This window comes from Bradyrhizobium tunisiense, assembly GCF_042263385.1.
GTDB classification, from domain to species: Bacteria; Pseudomonadota; Alphaproteobacteria; order Rhizobiales; family Xanthobacteraceae; genus Bradyrhizobium; species Bradyrhizobium tunisiense.
Window position 1 is genome coordinate 550586 of sequence record NZ_JBHLEV010000003.1, and the last position, 23565, is coordinate 574150.

A 23565-nucleotide genomic window follows, 5' to 3' on the forward strand; every position below is an offset into this window, starting at 1 on the left:
GTTCGTATGCAAACATCTATCAACTCATTGAATTTCCTTATCAAAGAAACTGAATCTGGGTTTCCGTGGAAGCAACTGAGCCATGTGCATATTGCATGGGAAACGGCTCAAAAGTCCTTGCACTTTGTGCGTCGCGGTCGCATATTGTTGCGGTGCGGTAGCGCTTGGCGTTACCGCTGCCCTCCTTGGGCGTTTCCTCCCTAGACTTGGGCCGCTTGCGTCATTCGCGAGCGGCCCTTTTTTCTTGCGGCCTTGTTTCTGCGGCTTCGGCTTTCAGTTCAGCGCGCGCAAACGTGCGAAGCGAAGACACGCTCGCGCTATCCGCAGGCCACACGATCTCAAGAAGAAATACCGGCGCCTATTCCGCCGCGGCCTGGAACGGGCCGAGGTCGCCGAACGGAATCGTGGTCGCCAGCACGTCGGCGAGAACGCCGAAATCGGTCGCCACTTGCGCAAAGCGGGGACTGCGCTCGCGCCGCCGCTCGTCCATGTAGATCGCGCGGTTGAGCTCGAGCTGCACCGCATGCAGGCCGCTCGCGGGATTGCCGTAATGCTCGGTGATGAAGCCGCCGGCATAGGGCTTGTTGCGGCCGATCGAATAGCCGAGCCCGGTCATGGTCTCCTCGACCCGGTCGGGCAGCAGCGGCGTGCAGCTCGTGCCGTAGCGGTCGCCGATCACGACGTCGGGCCGGCGCGGCTCGTCGCGGGACACGCCGACCGAGGGCATCGAGTGGCAGTCGACCAGCACCACGGTGCCGAACATCTGGTGCACCTTGTTGATCAGCCGGCGCAGGGCGCGGTGGTAGGGCTTGTACAGCGTCTCGATCCGCTCCAGCGCATCGTCCACCAGGATGCGGTCGCGGTAGATCTCCTGGCCGTCGCCGACCACGCGCGGAATGGTGCCGAGGCCGCCGGCGACCCGCATCGAGCGGGTGTTGGCAAAGCTTGGCAGCCGTCCGGTGAACATGCGGGGATCGAGCTCATAGGGCTCGCGATTGACGTCGACATAGGAGCGGGGAAAGTTGACCCGCACGGTCGGAAAGCCGCGCTCGCTCAAATGGCCGATCAACTCGTCCATGAAGGAATCTTCGGACCGTCGCAGCGTCGGCAGGTCGATCCTGGAGGCGGCGAGGAATTCGTCCGGATAGGTCGAGCCGGAATGGGGCGAGTTGAAGATGACGGGCGCACGCCAGTGCGTGGGCTCCACGATCTCGAAGGCTGGCGACACCTCGCCGTCAAACCGGGTCATCTTCTCAGGCTTCGTCCCTTCGCGCCGGGATCTGGCGGGTCCAGACCACATCGATTCGGCCGATCGAGCGGCTCTTATGTGTCGTCATTGTCCGGAATCGCAACCATTCTGCCAAGTGAAAAGATGGGATGCCTTGTTGGAACACGTCTTAACCGTGCGGGCAGCGAGGCGGGGATGAGCCGCCGCGGCTCGATTGCTTCGAGGCGCATTTCGGTTCACAACGGGCCGGCAACGGCAGCCGTCTCTGGGTTAAGATTTTCACCCCAAATTTACCCTCTGTCAGGCTTAGTGACCTCTGCTGATATCCTCTGGGGATGCGACGATTCCTGCCATGCCAAAGATCCTGCTCGCCGAAGACGACAACGACATGCGCCGTTTCCTGGTCAAGGCGCTGGAAAACGCCGGTTTTCAGGTCTCGTCCCACGACAACGGCATGGCCGCCTATCAGCGGCTGCGGGAAGAGCCGTTCGAGATGCTGCTGACCGACATCGTGATGCCGGAGATGGACGGCATCGAGCTCGCCCGCCGGGCCTCGGAACTGGATCCTGATATCAAGATCATGTTCATCACGGGTTTCGCCGCGGTCGCCCTGAACTCGGATTCGGACGCCCCCAAGAATGCCAAGGTGCTGTCCAAGCCCGTGCATCTGCGTGAATTGGTCAGTGAAGTGAACAAGATGCTGGCGGCCTGAATCGGCCCCGTTCCGTCCTTGCGCCGGCTCCCCTGAGTCGTTATAGGGACCCCACCCGATCTAGAAGACGACCTCTAGGGCACGTAGCTCAGCGGGAGAGCACTACCTTGACATGGTAGGGGTCACAGGTTCGATCCCTGTCGTGCCCACCATCCTTCGCTCGCGGTAGCAGAGAGAAGGATGCCGCGCCGAAGCCCAAAGGGCGCAGGCGGGCTGCCGCCGCGAGCTACGGCTCGGCAAGCCACCGATCTGAATGCGAAGCGTGTCCGACGGAGCTCGAAGAGCGTAGACGGACTGCCGCCGGGGTTCTCTCCCGACACAACACGATCTCATCGATAGCAGCTCCTCATCAGGATGGAGCGAACGCGTTCGTATCGCGAACGCAGGATTGACCGCCGCCGCTCCCCCGAAATCGGATCTGTCCCTAGCCATAGGGACAGACTTTCTCCGCGGCCCGCGCGACATTGCGTCAGCGAAATATAATACTCGGGAGGACATCATGATCCGGCGCTGCCTTGCAGCCTTGTGCGTTTGCACCGCGATGGTTCTCGCCATCCCCCGCGCAAATGCCGATATCAAGGTGGGAATCGTGGTGTCTGGTTCGGGGCCCGGCTCGGCGCTCGGGCAGCCGCAGATGCGGACGGTTGCGGCGCTCCCGAAGGAAATCGGCGGCGAGAAGATCGTCTATATCGCCCTCGACGATGAATCGGACTCGACCAAGGGCATTCAGAATGCGCGGCGGCTGGTCATTCAAGACGGTGTCGACGTCCTCATCGGCTCCTCGCTGACGCCGGTGACCATGCCGATGCTCGATGTCGCCTGGGAAGCCAAGACACCGATCATCTCGCTCGCCGCGGCGACAGCCATCGTCCAACCCATGGACGAACGGCGCAAATGGGCCTTCAAGGTCGTTCCCAACGACGATTTGATGGCCGTCGCGATCCTCAAGCACATCGCCAAATCGGGCGTGAAGACGCTCGGCTATATCGGCGTCTCCGACGGTTATGGCGAGGGCTATTACAAGGAAGTGAGCAGGCTTGCTCCCACCTTCGGCCTGACCGTGACCACGCACGAAGTCTATGCGCGCGCCGACACCAGCGTGACCGGCCAGGCCCTCAAGGTGATCGCGACAAATCCGGACGCCGTCTTCATTGCCTCCGCGGGCACGCCGGCCGTGCTGCCGCAGCAGGCGCTGCGGGAGCGCGGCTATTCCGGCAAGATCTACCAGACGCACGGAGTGGCCACCGAGGAATTCATCAAGCTCGGCGGAGCCAGCGTCGAAGGCGCCGTCTTCACCGGCGAGGCGTTCACGATCGCGGACGATCTGCCGGCGGATGATCCGTTCCGCAAGGTCCGGGACGAATTCCTGTCCGCCTACGAAAAGGCGAACGGGCACAAGCCGAACATCTTCGCTGCGCATCTGTGGGATTCGATGGCGCTGCTCAAGACCGCGATACCGAATGCCATGAAGACCGCGAAACCCGGCACGGCGGAATTTCGCGCCGCCCTTCGCGACGAGCTCGAGCGCGGCAAGGACGTGTATCTGAACAACGGCCTGTCAACGATGAGTTCCACCGATCACAACGGCTACGACGAACGTTCGGCGTTCTTAATCAAGGTGGAAGGCGGCCGCTTCAGGCTGATGAAGTAGCAGCCGGACAGAACGCGACTTCCCGCTTGACGCGCCGCGTCCAAAAAATCGGGAGAGGCCTTACGCGGGGCTGCCTTTGGCGGCGCCCAGCAGCAAGCCCTTCAGCCCGGTCGGAAACAGGCTCGGCGCGCCGTCGACATCGAGATCGTCCAGGTCGAACCAGCGGGCGACGATGTGGGCCCCATTGTCCTCCCTGAAATCGATGCGCTCCTGGTCGCGGAACGCGGCATCAGGAAACTCGACCTCCGAGATGAACATCACCTCGTGCCCGGTCGCTCCCTCGTGCACGAAAATGTTTTCCAGCATCAAGGGCTCGCCCTTGAGCATGATTTCGATGCCGAGCTCTTCGTTGAACTCGCGCACCAGGGCTGCCCGCCAGCTTTCGCCGAACTCGATTTCGCCGCCGAGCGGCCGCACCCCCTTGATCCGGCCAGCATCGTCGCGAACCTCGGCCGCAAGCAGTCGCCCGTCCCGCCAGTGCAGGCCGATCGCGACGACGCGGATGCGGGAATGTGGGCGCCATGTGGTCATAGGGCACCGTTAGCGCGTGTACTCATGAATGACGATGTCGGATTCTGCCCCTTAGCGGAAATCAACGTTGCCCGGTCAAGATACGCGACATGCACTCCGAATGGCACCCTCAGCTCACTCATTTGGTCCACACCAACAGAGAACTCGGCCTGATGCTGAGGGGGGCGAAGCCGCTTGCGTATTTCATGGATATCGTCGGTCGTGAACCAGATGTCTGTATTCGGTACTGGCGGATGTTCGACAGACACGTTGATGCGGGTCGATTGATAAGGCGCGCAGTGATCGAACCGTGTCCTGACCTGCCGCAGCTCGAATATCGGATGCTGTTCTATATCTTACCTGGCCACGAGTGGCGGGTCGACGCCATGCTCGCGCTTCTGAACGAACCCGGAGCCTGGTCGGACGACCGTGAACGGCGTTTTGGCGAACTGCTTGGCTACGAGGCTGCATTTGGTGCTTTTGCAAAGAGCGCCCACTTCGCCTTCTGGCCCAAGGCTGCCCTTTGCTAGCCGCTCGGAGGTCAGCTTTTCGGAGGCGAGCCGACCAGCGAAATCGGACCTGGCAGGGCACTTTCTAACCCTGAGCAGAACTCGGGAAGCTGCACAGCCGACCGGACTCGGTCCTGCCGACCGGAGCAGCCGATGGGGCATTATCGCGCCGACTGCCGAACAAGCGCCGATCTAGTCTTCGTCTGGCTCGCGCACGACCGCTGGTTCGTCAACGTCATCCTCTCCTTCGTCTTCTTCGTCCTCCTCGTCTTCTTCCTCGTCCTCTTCATCAGGATCTCTTGGCGGCATCGTAGTGCCCGTGACCACGAGCGGTGTCCAGCAGATCGCTGTGATGGAAAATGCTTTGAAGGTGTGCTGCTTCATGGCGTTGCTGCTCCTTGATAAGGACCCGGAGTCGAATATTCCGGACGGGCGGCCCGCGCAGGTCCAGGACGCGATCGTTGCAAACGTGAGGGTGACTTCAGGTCGATGACATGAGCAAGCGCCACAGCCGCCACGCGACTGGCGGCGCTTGGGGCTACCTTATGCCCGAAGACCCATTAGACTCCATGTCCACCAAAAGTTCGCCGCTGATCACTTCGGGAATCCCAAGATCGAGATCATGTAGGCTAGCCTCAACAAACGCCAGTACCTTTGCGTTGGCTGCGTTGGCGCTCTCGCGGTCATCAAATATCATCACGGCGATACCGATGCCGCCGCCCGCATCCAGCACATGGTAGGATCTAAATCCCTGCGATTGCCTCAGGATCTCACCGACGCCGCTCTTGGCGCGACGGGCGGCGTCCGCGACCGAACGAACATTCGTGTACTTGCGAATGACCATGTACATGGGGCCACCACGTCTCATGCGCGCCCCTCGATCAGAGCATATCGGTCCCAATCGGACCAGTGCCAAATTCCGGGATGCCACAGCGTCCAGTTGGGCGGACCACGCAACACGCCTTTTCCAATGAGCCATCCTCGCCCGCAAAGGGGCGAGGTGCTGAGGCTCAGGTGCCCTCGAACTTGAACGATACGTTGAGCTTGGCGCGATAGGCCTCGACCTTTCCCTTGTCATCCAATTGCATATCGAGCTTGACGACCTCTGCGATGCGAAGATCTCGGAGAGATTTGGCAGCTTGCTCGACCGCGTTGGCGGCCGCCTTCTCCCACGAGTCTTTACTGGTACCGATCAGTTCAATGACCTTGTAGACGCTCTCGGGCATGTCGTCCTCCTATCCGGTAGGGCCGGGAAATCTAGCATCTGGATCTCGACGCCGATACCTGTCCGCGGATGCCGCGGAGAAAGGTTCGTTTGGCTGTCACTTTTTCTGTTCGCGCAAGAAGGAACTCGGGCGCCCGTCGCAAGATGCGATTGCATTTTCAGCCCGGACGGACGCGCATATGGAATGCTCTTCCCGCTGGTTGGTTTCTGATCTGAATAGAGTTCTGCAGGCCGATGTCGTCATTGCCGCTAAGGTTCTGACCCATGAAGCGATGGCACCGCGTAAGCATCAGCAGCATCGTTGTCGCCGTGGGTCTGGTGTGTGCCGGGGCCCTGGTCGTCAGTCGAACCCACGTTCCATCAGAAGCCATAGCTTCATCGGTAACACGTACTCCTGAACTCATGGAGCGTGCGTGGCACCTGCCCGTGGCAGCCACATTTCAAAGACACGTCGATTGGCAGTCAAATGGCTCTCGCTGCGGACCTGCCGCTGTTGCGAATGCGTACCGGTCCCTTGGCGAGGCGGCAAGGACGGAGGGCGAAGTGTTGGCCGGCACGTGGAGCTGCTGGACGGGGGTATGCATAATGGGACTCACGCTCGACGAGCTGGCCAAAGTCGCCCAGTCGCATACCAGCCGGAACGTTACGGTCTTGCGTGATCTCAGCGAGATGCAGTTTCTGGAGCATCTGCGTCGCTCAAACGATCCGGGGCGACGCTACATCGTGAATTTCGATCGCGCTCAAATCTTTGGCGCTGGTAGCGGACATCATTCCCCAATTGGGGGCTATTTCGAAGCCGAGGACCTCGTTTTCGTGCTCGATGTCAACGTTGATTTCCAGCCATGGCTCGTCGAGCGGAAGCGGCTGTTCGACGCCGTGAATACGTTCGACGGCGATCAAAAGCGGGGACTGCTGTTCATCGAGTAATATACCGCATGTCGCCTTGGCTCTCGGCGACTTTCGCCAGGACGGTCACCCAACGAGATATTTCTTCACCGCCGCCTCGTCCCACGCGATCCCATTCCCAGGCTCCTCGCCCGGCAACGCAAAACCGTCCTTGATCTTCAGCCGCGTCGAAAGCACCGCGTCGGCCCAGTCGACATATTCCAGCCAATGCGCAGTCGGCGTCACGCAGAGCAGATGCGCGCTGACTTCCGAGAACAAATGCGAGGACATCTCGATGCCGGCGGCATGGGCGAGGGCGGCGGCGCGCAGCCAGCCGGTGACGCCGCCGATGCGCTGCACGTCAGGCATCACGTAATCGCAGGCTTCCGCGGAGAGTGCCGCCTGCATCGAAAAGGCGCTGTCGAAATTTTCGCCGATCTGGATCGGGGTGAAAAGCTCGTCCGCGATGCGGGCGCTGCCCTCATAGTCGTCGTGGCGGATCGGCTCCTCGATCCAGCTCAAACCCTCGTTATCCAGCATCTCGCCACGGCGGATCGCCTCGGTCACCGTCAGCGCCTGATTGTAGTCGCACATCAGCGTGACCTGATCGCCGACGGCCTTGCGCACAGCGCGGACGACGGCGACATCCTCCCGCGCATCGGGCCGGCCGACGCGGATCTTGGCGGCCTGGAATCCCTCGGCCAACAGCTTGTGCGCCTCCTCGACTGCGGCGCCCGCCGGCATGATGCCGAGCCCCTTCGAATTGTAGGCCCTGATCGGCTTCGGTGCCCCGCCGAGCAGGCGTGCCAGCGGCAGGCCCTTCGCTCGTGCGAGCGCGTCCCAGGCGGCCATGTCGATGCCGGATTGCGCCAGCCGTTGCAGGCCCGCGAGCCCCAACAGCGTGAAACGCTGGGCCAGCTTGCGCTCGATCTCGAACGGCAGCAGTTCGTCCCCGGCGATAAGCGCTGACATTTCCGTGACCATCGCCGTCAGCGGCTTCAAGGCCGATGGTGTGATCGAGAACAGATAGGCGTGCCCGACCGCGCCCTGGTCGGTCTCGCAGTCGATCAGCACCAGCGGTGCCTTGGCGACCGATCCGGTCGAAGTCTGGAGCGGCAGGTTCATCGGCACGATCACGGGTCGCGCCTGAAGGCGCTTGATGCGGATGGTCTCGGTCATGGGTCTCTCCCGGCGGGACGGATGCAAGTCGGTCCGATCTTAAGCATCCGTGATCAAACGAAAAGCCGCTTCGCCCGACCACCATAAAATGGGGTTGCGCCGGCCAGCAATTATTGGCTCTGTGCCGCCGCATTCCTTGCCGCGGATTTCGAGGGATTTGCGACAAATCGCACACAACGGAGCCAGCGAGTGAAACAAGAGATCTCCGAAGAGCAGCGCAAGAGCGGCATCCTGACGGGCACGGTGATCGCCTTCCTCCTGCTCGCTCTGCCGCTTGCGGTGTGGCTGGACCTGACAGAGCTCAGCAAGACCGCGCTGCGGCGGCAGGCCGTCGATCTCAATTCGGTGATATCGAGCGTGCGCAGCTATTACGCCTCCAACGTGGTCGGGCGCGTGCTTGCCAACCCCGACGGCACCACCAAGGTCGTGCACAATTACGAATCCGTTCCCGGTGCGATCCCGATCCCGGCGACGCTGTCGCTGGAACTCGGCCGCGTGATCGGCGCGCAGCAGGAGAACATCACCTACCGCTTCGTCTCGGACTTCCCGTTCCAGAACCGCGCGCCGCACCAGCTCGACAAGTTCGAGAAGGATGCGCTCGATGCGCTGCGCCAGGACCCCGAGCGGAAGATCGTGGACACCGAGACCTCGCTGTTCAACGACAAGGTCCGCTTGGTTGCGCCGGTCATGATGGGGCCGGCCTGCGTGAGCTGCCACAACAGCCATCCCGAGAGCCCGAAGAAGGACTGGAAGGTCGGCGACGTCCGCGGCATCCAGGAGGTCATCATCGCGCAGCCGATCGCCGCCAACATCTTCTCGTTCAAATACCTGCTGGCCTATTTCGTGATCGCCGCGGGCAGCGGCCTCGCCTTCATGTCGCTTCAGCGCCGGCAGGCGAGCCGCATCAAGACCATGAACAAGGAGCTCGAATCCGCCAACGACTTCCTGGCGTCGCTGTCGATGAAGATCTCGCGCTATATCCCGCCCCAGATCTACAAGAGCATCTTCTCGGGCCAGAAGGACGTCACCATCCACACCGAGCGCAAGAAGCTCACCATCTTCTTCTCCGACATTCAGAACTTCACCGCCACGGCCGAGCGGCTGCAGCCGGAGCAGCTGACCCAGCTCCTCAACGAGTATTTCACCGAGATGTCGGCGATCGCCCACGACTATGGCGGCACCATCGACAAGTTCATCGGCGACGCCATGCTGATCTTCTTCGGCGATCCCGAGACCAGGGGCGACCGGGCCGATGCACAGGCCTGTCTCCAGATGGCCTGGCGCATGCAGCAGCGCCTGGCCGAGCTCAACGCGAAATGGCGCGCCTCCGGCATCGAACAGCCGTTCCGCTCGCGCATGGGCATCAATTCGGGCTATTGCAATGTCGGCAATTTCGGTAGCGCCGACCGCATGGACTACACCATCATCGGTGCGGAAGCGAACCTCGCCGCGCGCCTGCAATCGATCGCCGAGCCCGGCGGCATCGTGCTGAGTTATGAGACCTTTGCGCTCGTCAGCGACATCGTCCGCGCCCATGCCCTGCCGGCGATCACGATGAAGGGCATCAGCCGCGAGGTCATTCCCTATTCGGTCGACGCGCTGGCCGACGGGGCGGCAGAGCGAAGCGGCGTCATCACCGAGCGTGCGCCGGGGCTCGAGCTCTATCTCGACCCCGCCATGGTGAAATCGGGCGATGCCGCCCGCGTCCGCTCGTTGCTGGAGAACGCGCTGGCCTCGCTCAAGCCGGCGTGAGGGTGCGGTTTCTGATCGAGAGACTCCCCGCGTGATACCCCTCTCCCTAACCCTCCCCCGCAAGGGGGGAGGGAACCGACCTTTGTTGCCAATGGAAGCGATCCGCCGAAGCACAGTGCCACCACGCACTCCGCTGCGCTCCCTCCCCCCTTGCGGGGGAGAGGGGTAGCCCAGCAAAAGGTCCGTGTGAGTTACCTCACCTTGCCGCGCCCTCCGTGAAGGCCGTCTCGATCACCTCGCCGAAAGGCTGCCAGGATCGGCCGTCGAACTGGACGAGCCGCATCTGCTTGATCGGCAGATAGTTGCTGGGCGAGGTGCTCATCCTGATGTTGGGCAGAGTAACGGAGGGCTGGTGATCCCTGAGGGAGGCCGCTTGACGCATGATGTTCTCGCGCGAAAAGTCGTCGCCGCATTGTCTCAGCACTTTCGACAGCGCTTCGGCCGCGGCGTAGCCGTAGACCGCCGCGCTGTTGTTGGTGCTTTCGACCTGGTGATACTTGTCCATGAACGCGAACCATTCCTTCATGGCGGGATCGTCTTTCCAGGCAGGATCGCTTGGGTCTTTCAAGAAGGCCGCCGAGATCACGCCGGCTGAATTCTCGAGGCCCGCCGGCGCCATCGCATTGGCGATGGTGGCTGAGGCATCGTTGACGATGAAGACGGGGCGCCAATTCATTGATGCCGCCAGCTTGATCACCTTGGAGGCAGTCGACGGCACGCCCAGGAAGACGAAGATATCGGCGCCGGAGCGCTTGAGGATCGAGACATGCCCGTCGAGATGCTCGTCATTGATGTCGAACGCGATGTCGACGAGGACATGGCGGTTGAGGTCGCCAAGCCCTTCCTGGATGCCCTTGTAGAGCATGCGGCCAAACTGGTCGTTCTGCCAGAGCACGACGATCTTCTTCCTGGGGTAATAGGCCTGGATGTAGTTGGCGTAGATGCGCCCTTCCGATCGTAACGAGGGCTGCCAGCCCATGGTCCAGGGAAAAGCGCTTGGCTGGCTCAGCTCCTCGTCGCCAGAGGCGACGAACAGCTGCGGGATCTTCTTCTCGTTCAGGTACCAGCGCGTGGCGAGATTGCCGGGCGTGCCGAATGATCCGAACATCAGATGCACGTCGTCGGTTTCGACCAGCTTGCGCGTCAGCTCCAGGGCGGTTGCCGGATCAGAATTGTCGTCGCGCGATATGAAGCGGATCTTGCGACCGTTGATGCCGCCACGCGCGTTGACCATGTCGAAATAGGCGGCCTCTGCCTGGCCGATGGCACCGAATTCCGAGAGCGGTCCCGAATACGGCATGACGTTGCCGATGCGGATTTCCTTGTCGGTGGTGGGTTGCTCCGCGCGCTGCAGGGACATCGCTCCCAGCGATGTCGAGGCAACGACCAGAACGAACAGCAATCTGCCGGTGACGCGCATGCTCGACACCTTGTCGTTGGCCCCCAACGAGGTCGGCTCATTCCGCACCTAGGGGAGTTGATCTACGTCAAGCGTTTGGCGATCGTGTGGCTTGGCGGCACTTCAGCGAGCGCATCTGTGGACGAATGAAATGGCAGGCACGTTGACGGGCCGTTGCGGCGGTTTGCGTACGGAGCGCTTCCCTGATCGAGAGAGTCCCCGTGCGGTACCCCTCTCCCTAGCCTTCCCCCGCAAGGGGGAGGGGACACACGGTGCGCGTGCGCGGTGATTCACCAAGCACTTCGATGAGCCGCAGTGCAACCGCGCACTCCGGTGCGCTCCTTCCCCCCTTGCGGGGGAGGGCGGGGGAGAGGGATGGCCCAGCAAATGGTGTAAGTGGTCGATATTGAGTAGCCCCCGCTACGGCAGCCCCCGCGCCTCCAGCTGACGCACCAGCAGCAGCGTCGGCTCGGCGAGGCTGTCGCCGGAGCCGTCGAGGCCGAAGGCGCTGGCGATGCCGTCGCGGCTGCGCAGCAGCGCGCTGCGCGGACAATGGCCGGCGCCACAGAGCGTCTTCTTCAGCGTCTCGCCCTGCGCCACGGTTCCCGCGGAATCGTCCGCGGCCCAGGCCAGCACGATTGGCACGTCGACATTGAGGATGCCGGGGAAGACCGAGCGGCTGTTATATTGGCTGGCGTCGGTGCCGAGATAGGCCTTCTCGCTGTCGCTGGCGTCCTTGCCGGCGCGGTAGATGCCGGACACCAGCACGACGGCGGCGACATCGGCGCGATCGGTCTGAAACTCGGGATGCGACAGCAGGGTCGCGACATGAAAGGCGCCGGCGCCGTAACCGACTGCGACGATCTCGCGGGCGTCGCCGTTGAACAGGTCGATATTGCCGTGAACCCAGGACAGCGCCGCCGCCACGTCGGTCGCTCCCATCGGCCAGGTCGCTGCGGGAGCGAGGCGATAGTTGACGCGGACCCCGATCATGTCGTTGCGCGCGGCGAAGCACATGGCCTGGTCCTGGACCTGGCGCGACAGTTCCGGCGCGGCGCGGTCGCCGGCAAAAGTGTCGCCGACCACGAACAGCAGCACCGGCCGCGGCGTATCCGCCTTGGTCTCGCTGGTGGCGACGTCGAGCACGTGGGCCTCGCTCTCGCCGTAGCGCAGGCCGCGCGAGAAGGTGACCCGTTCGCATAGCCGCGCGGTGCCGCCGGCGGTAGTGTCGGAATCGGTGAGGCCCACTTGCATGAGATCGGACGGCGGCGAGAGCCGGGCCGGCACAGGTCCATGCGCGGAGGCTGTGGTCATGGTCAGAAGCAGGAAAAATGTCAGATAATTCTTCATGGTGATGTCGGCCTTGCGGGTCTCATACTGGCTCGCAGATATGGCCCGTCTTTTCAATTCGTCTCATTAGTTGGCTGGCCTTGAGGCGAATTCACGGCACCCTTGGCGGGCAGGCGGCTGGCGCGGAACGGCGGCCGGTGCGGCAAGCCGCCGCGTTTGGAAGGCACCTCCGAAGGCCCGGGACGCTTGCGCTCGACTGTGCATGGGGTTGTTTTCGCATTTTTTGTTTTGGACGACCGGTCAGGCCCGCTTCATCGTCCGGAACGTGATGGAGTAGCGGCGCGCCTCGACCGGCGGGATGCTGTGCTCCCATTGCGACCGCGCCTCGCCGTCCATCATGTAGAGCGAGCGCGGCAGGGCTTCGAGCGTGTGGCGCTCCCATCGCTCGCCACTGCGGCGACGGAAACGGAACTTGCAGGGCGCGCCGAGCGATAGGCCAAGGACCTTGTCGAAATGCGGTTTGTCGCGGTGCCAGCCGATGCCGACGCCGACCTCATATTCGGTGCAGAGCACCTGCCGGACGCTGGCCTCCGGCAGCCCCGCCCATTGCTCGACCTGGCGCACGACAGGTGTCACCCAGCCCGGGATCGGCTCCGCTTCGGCCAGCCGCTGCAGCGAATAGTCGTAGCGATAGCCGAACGAGGCCACCCGGCGGTTGCCCTCGAACGCGCCGAACTGGAAGCGCTGGAGCGGCAATGCTGCGATGCGGCCGATCAATTCCTGCTCGAGGGCGGCATCGATAAAATTGTCCGCATGGCGAAGCCCGGCAGGCCCCGCCAGCGGTTCGGCGAACAAGCCCAACTGCGTCATTCCTCGCATTTCCGTGACGGAACCTTTTGGCGCCCCAAGCGACTTACATAGGACGCGGGGAGTAACGTGCGAGGCTGTCATGGCACATAAGCATACCGCCGATCCCACGGAGATCATGCGGGCGACCGGTCATCCCGAGCTGGAATATGCCGCCGGCTGGACCATCGCCGGTCTGGTCACCATCGGCACCATCGTCGCCGCCTGGGTGTTCGCGATCTAGGCAATCGGAAACTGAAGCTCGAAGGCCGCGCCCGCGTCGGTCGGCCTGAGGCTGATCGAGCCGCCATGGCTCGCCATCACCGCGCGTGCGATCGCCAGCCCCATCCCGGTGCCGCCCTGATCGCGGCGGGTGGTGAAGAACGCATCAAAGATCCTGTCGCGGTTCGGTGCCGAGATCGGTTCGCCGTCATTGCTCACCGTCAAACGCAAGGTCGTCCGCTCAAAGCTCGCCTCCAGCCTGATTGACCGCGCCTTGTGCCGCATCGCGTTGTCGGCGAGATGCGACAGCACGATCAGCGCCTTTTCGCCGGACATGCCGATGGGCCGGTCGAGGCTGCCACTGGCCGAGATATCGCTTGTCGGAAACCGGCTCCTCAGGTCGGCGATCACCGGCGCGAGCTCCGTACGCTCGTTCTGCGGCAGGCTTTCGGCACGGGCCAGTTCCCGCAGCCGCTGCGCCATCGCCTCCAGCCGCTGCGTGTCGGACAGGATGTTGGCGATGAACGTGTTCTGCTCGGCCGGCGTCAGGCCCTCGGATTTGCCTTGAACCGAATCCTGCAACAACTCGGCCGCGCCCTTGATCGAGGTCAGCGGCGATTTCAGCTCGTGGGTGAGGTGGGCCGAGAACGTCGCGATGTAGTCCGAGCGCCGCGCCAGCTGCTCGGCCATGCCGAGGAAGCTGTGCGAGAGCTGGGCGAACTCGCGCGTGCCGTAATGGCGGAGCGGCTTGAATGCCTCGCGGTCGCCCCGGCCGATTCGAGCGGCCCGGTCGATCAGCTCGCGCATCGGCAGCGTGATGGTGCGTGAGAACACCAGGCCGATCGCGATGGTGCCGAGGATGACGGCCAGCCCCGCCAGCACGAACTTGGCCCGCTCCTGGTAGAGATGATCGAAAATGTTACTCGGCGTCCGCGTGGTGTAGATCACGCCGGCGACGCGGTTGTTGACGATGACGGGCATGGCCGAGAACACGTGCATGCCGAGGCCTCGGCTGAAGGAATAGATCGGCGGCGGCGGCTTGTCCGGCACGCGGTTGCGCAAGGTGGCGCGGTATTGCCCGTGCAGCGCGTCCGCGACTTCCTCGATATGGGCGAGCGACTGCCCGACCTCCTGCCGCCCGGCGATCACCACGCCTTGCGGATCGAGGATGCGAAAGCCCGCCAGCGTCACCTTCTGGGTCTCGCGGATGATCGGCGTCAGTCTTGCGCCGATCTCGACATAGGCAGGCTGCGCGGGCTGGGGGGCTGCTTGCGCATCCGGACGCCGCCGCAGCAGGTCGTTGGCCGTGAGATCGAGCGCGGGACGGATCGGGGTGACCTGATCGCCGGGGTCGGGCAGCACGCCCGGCGGCACCTCGGCGCCGAGCGCGAGGCCGCTGTCGAGCCTCGTCGTGACCTCCTGTGCATAGATCGTCGCCAGCACGCGGCTCTGCGCGATCAGCTCGGCCTGAGTCTGGCGGATGAGCTGGTTGTCGTAGAGGCGGAAGAAGAACAGGCCGACCAGCGGCAGCACGGCGACGGTCGCCAGCACCGTGAAGATCACGAGCCCCAGCGACGGCCGCCATTTGTCGGGGGCCGCCCTCATGCCTCTGTCTCGCAGCGGCCGAGCTTGAAGCCGACGCCGTGGATGGTTTCGATGACGTTCTCGCAATTTTGCGCCGCAAGCTTGGCGCGGATGTTGCGGATGTGGCTGTCGATGGTGCGATCGGAGACCTGGATGTTGAGCTGATAAGCTGCCCGCATCAGCTGCTCGCGGTTGAACACCGAGGTCGGCCGGGTCAGGAACGCGCGCAGAATACCGAACTCGATCGCGGTGAGTTTCAGCGGCGTGCCTGCAAACGTCGCGACATGCTGATCGGGATCGAGCAGCAGGCCGCCTTGGGCAAGCGCGGTGGGTCCAGCCTTGACCTCGCCATTGCGCGGGCTGAGGCGGCGCAGGATGACGTTGACCCGCGCCACCAGCTCGCGCGGGCTGAACGGCTTGGTCACGTAGTCGTCGCCGCCGATCTCGAGGCCGAGGATGCGGTCAATTTCCTCGTCGCGCGCCGACAGGAACAGGATCGGAACGTCGGAGCCCTTGCGGATCTCGCGGCAGACGTCGAGCCCGTCGAACTCAGGCATGCCGATGTCGAGCACGATCAGATCGGGCCTGTCGGCGGCGACGCGGGCGAGCGCCTCCCTGCCGTCGCGCGCCTCGATCACGTCCATGCCCGCCTTCTTCAGGGCGACCCGGATGACCTCGCGGATATGGCCTTCGTCGTCGACGATGAGGATGCGATGCGCCAAGAAACTCTCCGCTGCCCGTCAGCCCGCCGGCTGGTTCGTCGCCTGCGTATCCAGCCTGTGCCGGAGCCGCCAGTTGCGAAACCCCCAGCTTCGCCAGGCCAGGTCCTGACGCTGCTGTTCTACAAGGCGGTCGCGGCGTGGCACAAGGTAGCCCTCTCCGGCGGCAGGTCGCAGCGCGATCGCCTTGTCGATGGCAGGCAGCGCCTGCGGGCCGAGCGTCAGGAGATAGTCGATGTCGATCTGCACGCCTTTCCCCGATGCTTCCCGGCTGTGGGCGACATTGTAGTCGGCGATGAGGGCGTCGAAGTTCACGAGCGAGCTACCATAGAGTACGATCGCGAGCGCGATCAGATTGGCGCCCACGAGCCAGCGGTTGGGCCGGTTGAGAGCGATGCGGGCCATGATCAGGATCAATCCCAGCGCCACCAGCCCCATCCAGATGAAGGCCGCGATGCGCCAGTAGGTCAGCATGTAGATGTCGACGTAAAGATCGAGCCGAAGGATGGACGAGGCGACCAGCAGCACGTTCTGTCCGACCCAAAGATAAACCAGCGCCCGAATCACCCTCGACTTTTCGGCCGGTCCGCCCGGCCGCATCGCCACCAGCACGAAGGCCGCGGCGAGCAGGGCGGTTACGATCAGCGGGTAGGCGCCGCGATGGGCGTAGGCCGCATAGGTCATATTGGCGGGCAGCGCCGCGTGCCCCCAGAGATAGATGCCGTCGAGAATCGACTGCGCCGCGAACAGCAGATTGAACAGGATCAGCGAGCGCAGAATGGCGGCGGGGCCCAGAAATTCCGGCGAGACGAAGGGCGGAAGCGGGGGCGGCTCTACGGCACCGGCTTCGCTGGCGATGGCAACCTTCTTGCGCCGCCAGCGCACATGGATGAAGGGCCAGACCAGCGCGAGCATGGCGGTCCAGAACAGCACGCGCGGGACGCTGATATATTCGAAGATGCGTTTTGGATTGAGCAGGGACAGCCATTGCTCGATGACCGGATTGGCCGCTGCGAACAACGCGACGAAGACGGCGCTCAGCGCTGCCGGCAGCAGCCACAGCGCGATGCCGCGGGTGAAGGCCGACATGTTGAAGATCTGGAGCGCGTCGGGAAAGAAACTGAAGGGACCGAGCAGGACGAAGTTGCGGAGTGCGCGGGCACGCTCGGCGAGACCGGTCGTTTCCGGATTGGTCGCGAGCAGCAGGGCCATGAGCAGCGCCGCGACGAGGATCAGGAACGACAGCGTGTTGAGCTCCTCGATAACAGGTACGAGACCGGCGACCAGAATGGCCACGCCTGTCATCGCACGCCGCAGATCCAGAGCCGCATGATTGAACAGCACCGACACGCCAACGATCGCGACCGCAAAGAGCGTCAGCGACAGGCCGATGCGTTCGCCGTAGAACAGCCAGTCGGCCAGTGCGGCCAGCGCCAGCGCGAGACCGAGCTTGGCCGGAACGGCGGGATCCCTGATCGGCTGGAGGTCCGCTGCGATCGTCGAAGCAAGGCTCGTCATGTCCAAAAGACCTTTCGTGATATGTGGCATCACGAAGTCTGAAGGGTGCTTGTGCAGAAGCCGGGATCAACGTCTGCATGGTTTCAGGAGTCTTCTGCAGATTTCGTGCAGACGGCCTCTTGCCTCTCGCCCGGCGCAAATTGCTTTGATAGGTGCGAAGCATTCGCCACTCCCAGCACGTGATGCATCATGCAATTGCTCCGCAATATCGGCCTCATTCTGCTCTGGCTTGCCGCGCCTGTCGTCGCCTTCGCGGCTGCGAACAAGAACGATCCCTATCTGTTGACATTGCGCGGCGCCGGAAACATCGCGCTTGTCGTCGCAAGCATCGTGATCGTCATCCTCCTGCTGCGCAGCGGGCGTTGGCGCACCGTCGCGGGCAAGCTGCTCGTCATGCTCTGGTGCCTGCCGCCGGTCCTGATGTCGGCGGCGCATCTGAAGTTCGAGCTGCGAAAGAGCGATGTCCTCGGCGTCAGCGCGGCGGAAGCGCGTCAGCTCGGACCGCACTTCATGGTCGGCTATTCCTCGTTTCCCGAGGTGGCGCGCCTTGCCGGGCAGGGATTGATTGGCGGCGTCTATGTCACCCGGCACAACATCCGCGGCCGGACCGTCGAGACGCTGCGCGCCGAGATCGCGGCGCTCCAGGACATCAGGCGCGCCGCCGGCTTGCCGCCGCTGGTCGTCGCGGCCGACCAGGAGGGCGGCATCGTCGGTCATCTCGCACCGCCACTGACCAAGGTGCCGGCGCTGGCGACGCTCGCCGAACTCGGTCCAGACGACCAGCAGGCCAAGGCCGAAGAGTTCGGCCGGATCCATGGCCGCGAACTCGCGGACCTCGGCGTCAACCTCAATCTCGCCCCGGTGGTCGACCTCAAGCCGCCGGCGCGGCGCAACCGGCTCGATTTCCACACGCTGATCGGGCAGCGCGCGATCGCGACCGATCCGGCTGTCGTCAGCACGATCGCGAGCGCCTATGTGCGCGGGCTGGAGCAGTCAGGCGTCGGTGCCACGCTCAAGCACTTTCCGGGCATCGGCCGGGTGCGTGCCGACACACATCATTTCAGCGCCAATCTCGACACGCCGGTGAAGGAGCTGGAGGCATCCGACTGGCTCCCGTTCCGCGGCCTGCTGGCGCATTCGCGCAGCGCGCTCATGGTCGGCCATGTCACGCTCACCGCCGTCGATCCCGATCGCGCCGCATCGCATTCGAAACGCGTCGTCCAGGGCATCCTCCGCGAGACGTGGGGTTACCAGGGGGTGGTGATGACCGACGACCTCGTGATGGGCGCGATCTACCAGAACGACGTCTGCAAGGCTGTGGTCGAGGCGATCAATGCCGGCGTCGATCTGCTGCTGGTCGCCTATGACGGCACGCAGTTCTACCGCGTCTTCGCCTGCGCCCTTGACGGGGCGCGGCAAGGCAGGCTCGACGCGGCCATGCTGCGCGCGAGCGCGGCGCGGCTGGAGCGGGGTTTCTCGCTCGAGCAGGCGCGCGCGGCGTCAGGTGTGCTCCGCCTCGTCGATAGGCACTAAAGCGCGATGCAATCAGTATGAATCGTCACCGCGCTTTATGTTGTTGCTTAGGCATGATCTTTTCGGAAAACCGCTGCGCACTTTTCCGGATCATGCCTCAGCCCTTGACGAACTGGCGGTAGTCCGGTTCGCGGTGAAACCAGAACTCGTAGCCTGTGACGGCCTTCTGCATCGCGACATCGTGGATCGGCTGGTTGAGCGGAACGACGGGAACGTCGCGCATGCAGAGCGCGATGAAATCCTTCACGCACCGGTCGTACTCCGCGGTATCGACCGTGAACCGCGCCTTGTCGATCAGCGCGTCCATCTCCTTGTTCTGATAGGACGAGATGTTGAAGATCGAGTTGTTGCCGTGGAAATTCCAGTAGAAGTAATATTCGGGATAGTCCAGCCAGCCGCTGAAGCGGTTGAGCGCAAGCGGCAGCTCCTTCTTGTTCAGCGTGGTGCGCCAGTTGGCGCCGGGGATCTTTTCGATGGCCGCCTTGATGCCGATCTTGGCGAGGCTCTCCTGGATCAGGATCGCTGTCGGCTCGCCGACAGTGGCGGTACCCGTGTCGAGCGACAACGTCGTCTCCAGGCCGGACTCGAAGCCTGCTTCCTTCATCAGCGCCTTGGCCTTGTCGAGATCGGTGACATAGGGAAACGGCTGCGGCCAGACCGGCTTTGAGACCTCTGCCGCTCCGCCGTACATCGGAACGGCGCGCCCAAAGAACGCACTGCTCTGGATCTGCTCATATGGCATCGCCCAGGCGATGGCCTGGCGCAGCTTCACATTGTTGAACGGCGGCTTCGCGGTGTTGAGCGCGAGGGACCAGAGCGCGTTCGGGATCGGCACGCCCGACACCTTGACCTTGCCCTCCCTGATGATCTGCTCGAAATCGCGCGGCGCAAAGCCGCTGGAGATGTCCGCATCGCCCCGCTCCAGCATGGCGCGGCGCGTGCCGGCGGAGGGGACGTCGCGCGCGATCACGCGCCTGACTTTCGGCAGCGGGCCGCTCTTCCAGTCGTCGAACCGCGCCAGCACGGTTTCGCTGCCCGGCTTCCAGCTCTCGATCTTGTAGGCGCCACCGCCGGCCTCGTTGTTCCTGAGCCACGCCAAAGCCCAGGGGTCTTCCGGCGTCGCATTCTTTTTCGCAAGCTCGGAGTTGATGATGAAGGGCACGACGACCGCGACGTTGAACAGCAGCATCTTGTCCTTGCGGACATAGTCGATGCGGAAGGTGTGGTCGTCGACCACGACGAACTGCTCGGGCTTCTCCAGCGATCCCGCCGACATCTGGAAGGTCGGAAAGCCGCCGACCTTCACCGCACGGTCGAACGACCATTTGACGTCCTTGGCGGCAACAGGCGTGCCGTCGTGGAATTTCGCGTCCTTGCGGAGCTTGAAGGTGCAGGACATGCCGTCGGCGGCGACCTGCCAGCTCTCGGCGAGTTCGGGTGCTAGCTTCTCGCGGTCGTACGAGAGCGTCCCGTCAGGGAGCGTCTTCGAGGCGTAGCTCAGCAGCCGGTCGTAGCAGTTCCAGGACAGGCCGTTCACAGTCTGGTTGGAGCCGACGCCCTGCATGTCGAGCGAGTTCGGCCCGAGCTCCTGCACCACCAGCAGCGTCTCGCTGCGCGCCTGCGCTGATGCGAAGCGCGGGGCAAGGGTCGTCCCGGCGATGCCGAGGCCGCCGAGCACGACGCTACGCCGGTTGATGTCGAAAGATGATGCGCTCATCGCCGCCTCCTCGAGAGAATTGCACGATGAGGAGGCAAGGCGCATGCCATGCGCAGCTAGCTCTGGTGCGCAATCAACCCTTCGATCATCGCACGCACGAGGCGAGCGATTTCCTCGCGCAGCGCCGGCAGCGGCACGGCAACCAGCTTCTGCTCCAGTCCCAGTGCCACCATGCCATGCACCGCCGAGAACAGGCTGCGCGCGGTGATGCCGAGCTCCTCGGGGCTACGCTTCGGAAATAGCGTGGCCAGCGGTTGGTAGATGTGGCGGAACAGTTGCATCTGGTCTTCGACGGACCAGTCGGGGACGGTCTTGTCGGACTCCATGCGGTGCTCGAACAGCGCACGCCAGAGCTGGAGATTCTCCGCCGCAAAATCGCAATAGGCGATGGCGATGCGGACCAGCGTCTCTTGCGGTATTGCCTCGCCCGCGCTGACCGCGGCGCGGAGCGCCTCGTCGAGCCGGAGCAGCGTGCGGGAGCCCACGCGCAGGATCAGCTCGTCCATGTCGGCCACGAGATTGTAGACCGCGCCATTGGCGCAGCCGATCTCGCGGGCGAGATCGCGGGTTTTCAGACCGGACAATCCGCGCTCGGCGATTATCCGCTCCGCCGCCAGGATCAGGTCGGACCGAAGTTTCTCTCGACGTTTCAAGGCTTTAGACATAGGCGAACCAAATTTTGAGCGTCGCTCAAATTTTTATTGAACGATGTTCAGGGATCTTGCTACAAAGGATCATGAGCAACGCTCATAACAAGGAGCTACAGATGTTCAAGACAGTCGTGACACTTTTCCGCGGTAGCGTGGCAGCCGCGGGTGAAGAGCTGGAAGACCGTACGGCCCTTCTGATCCTCGACCAGCAGATGCGCGATGCGGCCGCGGCCGTCGAGCGCAGCAAGCGGACGCTGGCCTTGGCGATCGCGCAGGATCAGCAGGAAGGCCGCAAGCTCGCGGCGACCGTCGCCCGTATCGCGGATCTGGAAACGCGCGCGGTTGCGGCACTCGACGGCGGCCGTGAGGATCTCGCCAGGGACGCGGCGGAGGCCATCGCAGGCCTGGAGGCCGACCGCGATGCGGCGATGACGGCCCGTGCGTTGTTCGCGACCGAGATCATCAGGCTGAAGCGGCACGTCGCAAATGCGCAGGCCCGCATCACCGAGCTCGATCGGGGCCGTCGCGTCGCCCGCGCCTCGGAGGCGGTGCGCTCGCTTCGCCGCAGCGGCATCGAAGCGGCGCGTCCCTACGAATCCACGTTGCCGGAGGCGGAGAGCACCCTGAGGCGGCTGCGCGATCGGCAGATGGAAGCCCAGGCTGCCGACGATGCGCTCGTCGAGCTCGATGCGGCGATGGGTCCCCTCGCCACCGCCGAAAGATTGGCGGAGCAGGGCTTTGGCCCGCGGCTGAAGACGACTGCAGACGACGTGCTGGCGCGGTTGAAGTCCAACCGGACGCCGGCTGCCTGACCCCATCATCATTCGAGCCAACAGGAGACCATCATGAACCAGAACGGCCAGCCCCACAGCAGCGCCTGGGTGAGCTTCACTTACGCGTCCTTTGCAGCCTCCGCTTTCCTCGTCGCCATCGGTGTCTTCTTCCTGCCGATCGACGTCTGGATGAAGGGTTATCTCACCATGGGTATCGTGATGCTGGTCCAGACCTGCATCACCCTGACCAAGACCGTGCGTGACAATCACGAGAGCAGCCGGCTGGTGAACCGCATCGAGGACGCGAAGGCCGAGCGGCTGCTGATGGAGGTTTCCAAGGCCGCGTGAAGAATGGCCGCGTGAAAAATGCCTCGAGCTGATCCGGACGAGAAGCAAGAGAGCCGCGGAGCAACTGGCGCCGCGGCTCTCGCGTCCGCAACCGTCCGGAATGACGTCTTGATGGTTGCGATCCCCGTGGCGCATTGTGCTTCGGCTGCAAGTGGGATATGGCTCTCGCGCTTTTCAGAGGCGGAGACGAGCTTTGTCGAAACAATCGCTGCGTGAAGAGGCCGAGCGCCTGATCCGCGAATCGATGGAAAAGAAGACCATCGTCGTCAAGCAGGGCGCGACCCGCATCGAGGCCGTCTGCGGCAAGTGCGGCGCGCCGAACCGGGTCCAGGCGGAGAAAGGCCAGACCCGGGTCAAGTTCGCCTGCAAGAATTGTGGGCATCAGCAGGAGACGCTGTAGGGTTTTAACCCTCTCCCTCAAGGGAGAAGGAAAGATCTAGTTCCCCTCCACAAACCTCTTGAATGCATCCGCATAGTCCGGGTGCCAGCGCGACAGCGGCGGGCGGTTCTCGATGATGTCGCCGGCGGCCCATTCCATGCGCTTCTCGTCGAGCACGCGCGGTACGTCATTGTCCGGGCAGAGAATGTAGAAATCGCCCATCTCCAGCCGCGCCAGCATGAAATCGATCGTCTGCTCCGGCGTCCAGGCGCCGGCCGGCTTTTCGGTGCGCCCCTTTGCGGTGAGGCCGGTGAAGACGAAGCCCGGTATCAGCAGGTGTGCCGTGATGCGACAGTCTTTTGTGTTGCGCAGCTCGTGCTGGAGCGCTTCGGTGAACGCCTTCACCCCGGCCTTGGAGACGTTGTAGGCGGGATCGCCCGGCGGTGTAGTGATGCCCTGCTTCGAGCCCGTGTTGATGATGAGGCCGCCTTTGCCACGCGCGATCATCTGGGGCGCGAAGATGCGCGAGCCGTTGATGATGCCCCACATGTTGACGGCGATGATGCGCTGCCAATGGTCGGGTTCGCCGAGCAGCGTGCTGCCCGGCTGGATGCCGGCATTGTTCATGAGCAGGTCGGTTCCGCCGAAATGCGCGCCCACGGCGCGCTCCAGTTCCATCACGCTCTCGGCCCTGCTGACATCGACGACGGAGGTCATCACCTTTGTGGCATCGGTAACGGATGAGAGTTTTGTTGCGGCCTCGGTCAGTCGAGCCTCATCGACATCCGCGATACACACCTTCATTCCGGCGCGCGCGAAGGCCATGGCTGCAGCCAATCCGATGCCGGACGCGCCACCGGTGATCACGGCAACATTGTTTTTCACGATGGCGGGATGTGGCATGGGACGTCTCCGGAGCGGGGCTTGCTCGAGCTA

Annotated in this window: 25 protein-coding genes and 1 tRNA gene; 11 read left to right on the top strand and 15 right to left on the bottom strand. The window is 63.5% G+C overall.

Annotated features, from left to right (window positions below; genetic code table 11):
- Nucleotides 1-358: 358 nt before the first annotated feature.
- The gene (locus ACFDR6_RS15875) at nt 359-1249 is read right to left on the bottom strand and encodes an N-formylglutamate amidohydrolase (RefSeq protein WP_375858821.1); all 891 of its coding nucleotides are present in this window, start codon (nt 1247-1249) and stop codon (nt 359-361) included.
- 331 nt (nt 1250-1580) lie between these two features.
- Here ACFDR6_RS15875 and cpdR point away from each other — a divergent pair, with 331 nt between their 5' ends.
- The 3 genes from cpdR to ACFDR6_RS15890 all read left to right on the top strand — a co-directional run bounded on the left by cpdR (nt 1581) and on the right by ACFDR6_RS15890 (nt 3591).
- Complete coding sequence (gene cpdR, locus ACFDR6_RS15880) at nt 1581-1940, top strand: cell cycle two-component system response regulator CpdR (protein WP_007597092.1); 360 nt, start codon at nt 1581-1583, stop codon at nt 1938-1940.
- Nucleotides 1941-2017: 77 nt separating this feature from the next.
- Nucleotides 2018-2092: transfer RNA gene (locus ACFDR6_RS15885), tRNA-Val, on the top strand.
- Nucleotides 2093-2481: 389 nt separating this feature from the next.
- The gene (locus ACFDR6_RS15890; protein ID WP_375859122.1) at nt 2482-3591 is read left to right on the top strand and encodes an ABC transporter substrate-binding protein; all 1110 of its coding nucleotides are present in this window, start codon (nt 2482-2484) and stop codon (nt 3589-3591) included.
- A 60-nt stretch (nt 3592-3651) separates the two neighbouring features.
- On the opposite strand, the gene ACFDR6_RS15895 is transcribed toward ACFDR6_RS15890, so the two are convergent.
- A complete protein-coding gene (locus ACFDR6_RS15895) occupies nt 3652-4122 on the bottom strand; it encodes an NUDIX hydrolase (RefSeq protein WP_375858822.1) in 471 nt (156 codons plus the stop codon).
- 89 nt (nt 4123-4211) lie between these two features.
- Between ACFDR6_RS15895 and ACFDR6_RS15900 the strand changes: the two genes are divergently transcribed.
- On the top strand, nt 4212-4631 hold the full coding sequence (locus ACFDR6_RS15900; RefSeq protein WP_375858823.1) for a hypothetical protein: 420 nt from the start codon (nt 4212-4214) through the stop codon (nt 4629-4631).
- 171 nt (nt 4632-4802) lie between these two features.
- Here ACFDR6_RS15900 and ACFDR6_RS15905 read toward each other — a convergent pair whose 3' ends face one another.
- From ACFDR6_RS15905 to ACFDR6_RS15915, 3 genes are all read right to left on the bottom strand, one after another.
- Nucleotides 4803-4994 carry a hypothetical protein gene (locus ACFDR6_RS15905; protein WP_375858824.1) on the bottom strand — a complete coding sequence of 64 codons (192 nt, stop codon included), beginning with the start codon at nt 4992-4994 and terminating at the stop codon, nt 4803-4805.
- A 154-nt stretch (nt 4995-5148) separates the two neighbouring features.
- Nucleotides 5149-5460, bottom strand: coding sequence for a hypothetical protein (locus tag ACFDR6_RS15910; RefSeq protein WP_212080008.1), 312 nt, complete (start codon nt 5458-5460; stop codon nt 5149-5151).
- 160 nt (nt 5461-5620) lie between these two features.
- On the bottom strand, nt 5621-5836 hold the full coding sequence (locus ACFDR6_RS15915; RefSeq protein ID WP_166813554.1) for a dodecin family protein: 216 nt from the start codon (nt 5834-5836) through the stop codon (nt 5621-5623).
- A gap of 263 nt (nt 5837-6099) precedes the next feature.
- On the opposite strand from ACFDR6_RS15915, the gene ACFDR6_RS15920 reads away from it, so the two are divergent.
- On the top strand, nt 6100-6762 hold the full coding sequence (locus ACFDR6_RS15920) for a phytochelatin synthase family protein (protein ID WP_375858825.1): 663 nt from the start codon (nt 6100-6102) through the stop codon (nt 6760-6762).
- A 45-nt stretch (nt 6763-6807) separates the two neighbouring features.
- Here the strand turns inward: ACFDR6_RS15920 and ACFDR6_RS15925 are convergent, their stop codons facing one another.
- Nucleotides 6808-7899 (bottom strand): enolase C-terminal domain-like protein, encoded by a 1092-nt coding sequence (locus ACFDR6_RS15925; protein ID WP_375858826.1) that lies wholly within the window; start codon nt 7897-7899, stop codon nt 6808-6810.
- A 189-nt stretch (nt 7900-8088) separates the two neighbouring features.
- Here ACFDR6_RS15925 and ACFDR6_RS15930 point away from each other — a divergent pair, with 189 nt between their 5' ends.
- Entirely contained in the window at nt 8089-9651 is a 1563-nt protein-coding gene (locus ACFDR6_RS15930) for an adenylate/guanylate cyclase domain-containing protein (RefSeq protein ID WP_212080012.1), read from the top strand.
- Between the two features lie 196 nt (nt 9652-9847).
- On the opposite strand, the gene ACFDR6_RS15935 is transcribed toward ACFDR6_RS15930, so the two are convergent.
- The 3 genes from ACFDR6_RS15935 to ACFDR6_RS15945 form a co-directional block, all read right to left on the bottom strand.
- Nucleotides 9848-11071: an ABC transporter substrate-binding protein gene (locus ACFDR6_RS15935; protein WP_212080766.1), complete on the bottom strand. Its 1224-nt coding sequence runs from the start codon at nt 11069-11071 to the stop codon at nt 9848-9850.
- Nucleotides 11072-11470: 399 nt separating this feature from the next.
- The gene (locus tag ACFDR6_RS15940) at nt 11471-12400 is read right to left on the bottom strand and encodes an alpha/beta hydrolase (RefSeq protein WP_317243842.1); all 930 of its coding nucleotides are present in this window, start codon (nt 12398-12400) and stop codon (nt 11471-11473) included.
- Between the two features lie 240 nt (nt 12401-12640).
- A complete protein-coding gene (locus ACFDR6_RS15945) occupies nt 12641-13210 on the bottom strand; it encodes an alpha-ketoglutarate-dependent dioxygenase AlkB (RefSeq protein WP_375858827.1) in 570 nt (189 codons plus the stop codon).
- Nucleotides 13211-13289: 79 nt separating this feature from the next.
- On the opposite strand from ACFDR6_RS15945, the gene ACFDR6_RS15950 reads away from it, so the two are divergent.
- Nucleotides 13290-13430 carry a hypothetical protein gene (locus ACFDR6_RS15950; RefSeq protein ID WP_008133926.1) on the top strand — a complete coding sequence of 47 codons (141 nt, stop codon included), beginning with the start codon at nt 13290-13292 and terminating at the stop codon, nt 13428-13430.
- Here ACFDR6_RS15950 and ACFDR6_RS15955 read toward each other — a convergent pair.
- Genes ACFDR6_RS15955 through ACFDR6_RS15965 form a run of 3 tightly spaced genes read right to left on the bottom strand, consistent with a single transcriptional unit; the run spans nt 13427 to nt 17229 of the window.
- Nucleotides 13427-15013 carry an ATP-binding protein gene (locus ACFDR6_RS15955; RefSeq protein ID WP_375858828.1) on the bottom strand — a complete coding sequence of 529 codons (1587 nt, stop codon included), beginning with the start codon at nt 15011-15013 and terminating at the stop codon, nt 13427-13429. The two genes, ACFDR6_RS15950 and ACFDR6_RS15955, sit on opposite strands and share 4 nt — an antisense overlap.
- A complete protein-coding gene (locus tag ACFDR6_RS15960) occupies nt 15010-15714 on the bottom strand; it encodes a response regulator transcription factor (protein WP_375858829.1) in 705 nt (234 codons plus the stop codon). Before ACFDR6_RS15960 ends, ACFDR6_RS15955 begins: the two co-directional genes overlap by 4 nt.
- A gap of 18 nt (nt 15715-15732) precedes the next feature.
- Nucleotides 15733-17229, bottom strand: coding sequence for a DUF4153 domain-containing protein (locus tag ACFDR6_RS15965; protein WP_375858830.1), 1497 nt, complete (start codon nt 17227-17229; stop codon nt 15733-15735).
- Between the two features lie 189 nt (nt 17230-17418).
- Between ACFDR6_RS15965 and ACFDR6_RS15970 the strand changes: the two genes are divergently transcribed.
- Nucleotides 17419-18762, top strand: coding sequence for a glycoside hydrolase family 3 N-terminal domain-containing protein (locus tag ACFDR6_RS15970; protein WP_375858831.1), 1344 nt, complete (start codon nt 17419-17421; stop codon nt 18760-18762).
- Nucleotides 18763-18859: 97 nt separating this feature from the next.
- Here ACFDR6_RS15970 and ACFDR6_RS15975 read toward each other — a convergent pair whose 3' ends face one another.
- Both ACFDR6_RS15975 and ACFDR6_RS15980 read right to left on the bottom strand, forming a co-directional pair.
- Nucleotides 18860-20479, bottom strand: a complete 1620-nt coding sequence (locus ACFDR6_RS15975; protein ID WP_375858832.1) for an ABC transporter substrate-binding protein — start codon at nt 20477-20479, stop codon at nt 18860-18862.
- 56 nt (nt 20480-20535) lie between these two features.
- Complete coding sequence (locus tag ACFDR6_RS15980) at nt 20536-21144, bottom strand: TetR/AcrR family transcriptional regulator (protein WP_375858833.1); 609 nt, start codon at nt 21142-21144, stop codon at nt 20536-20538.
- 101 nt (nt 21145-21245) lie between these two features.
- Here ACFDR6_RS15980 and ACFDR6_RS15985 point away from each other — a divergent pair, with 101 nt between their 5' ends.
- The 3 genes from ACFDR6_RS15985 (at nt 21246) to ACFDR6_RS15995 (ending at nt 22650) form a co-directional block, all read left to right on the top strand.
- Nucleotides 21246-21941, top strand: coding sequence for a PspA/IM30 family protein (locus ACFDR6_RS15985; protein ID WP_212080021.1), 696 nt, complete (start codon nt 21246-21248; stop codon nt 21939-21941).
- Nucleotides 21942-21974: 33 nt separating this feature from the next.
- Nucleotides 21975-22250 (top strand): YiaA/YiaB family inner membrane protein, encoded by a 276-nt coding sequence (locus tag ACFDR6_RS15990; RefSeq protein ID WP_212080023.1) that lies wholly within the window; start codon nt 21975-21977, stop codon nt 22248-22250.
- A gap of 193 nt (nt 22251-22443) precedes the next feature.
- Nucleotides 22444-22650, top strand: a complete 207-nt coding sequence (locus ACFDR6_RS15995) for a hypothetical protein (RefSeq protein WP_008145196.1) — start codon at nt 22444-22446, stop codon at nt 22648-22650.
- A 36-nt stretch (nt 22651-22686) separates the two neighbouring features.
- Here ACFDR6_RS15995 and ACFDR6_RS16000 read toward each other — a convergent pair whose 3' ends face one another.
- On the bottom strand, nt 22687-23532 hold the full coding sequence (locus ACFDR6_RS16000; RefSeq protein ID WP_317242268.1) for an SDR family NAD(P)-dependent oxidoreductase: 846 nt from the start codon (nt 23530-23532) through the stop codon (nt 22687-22689).
- Between the last annotated feature and the right edge of the window lie 33 nt (nt 23533-23565).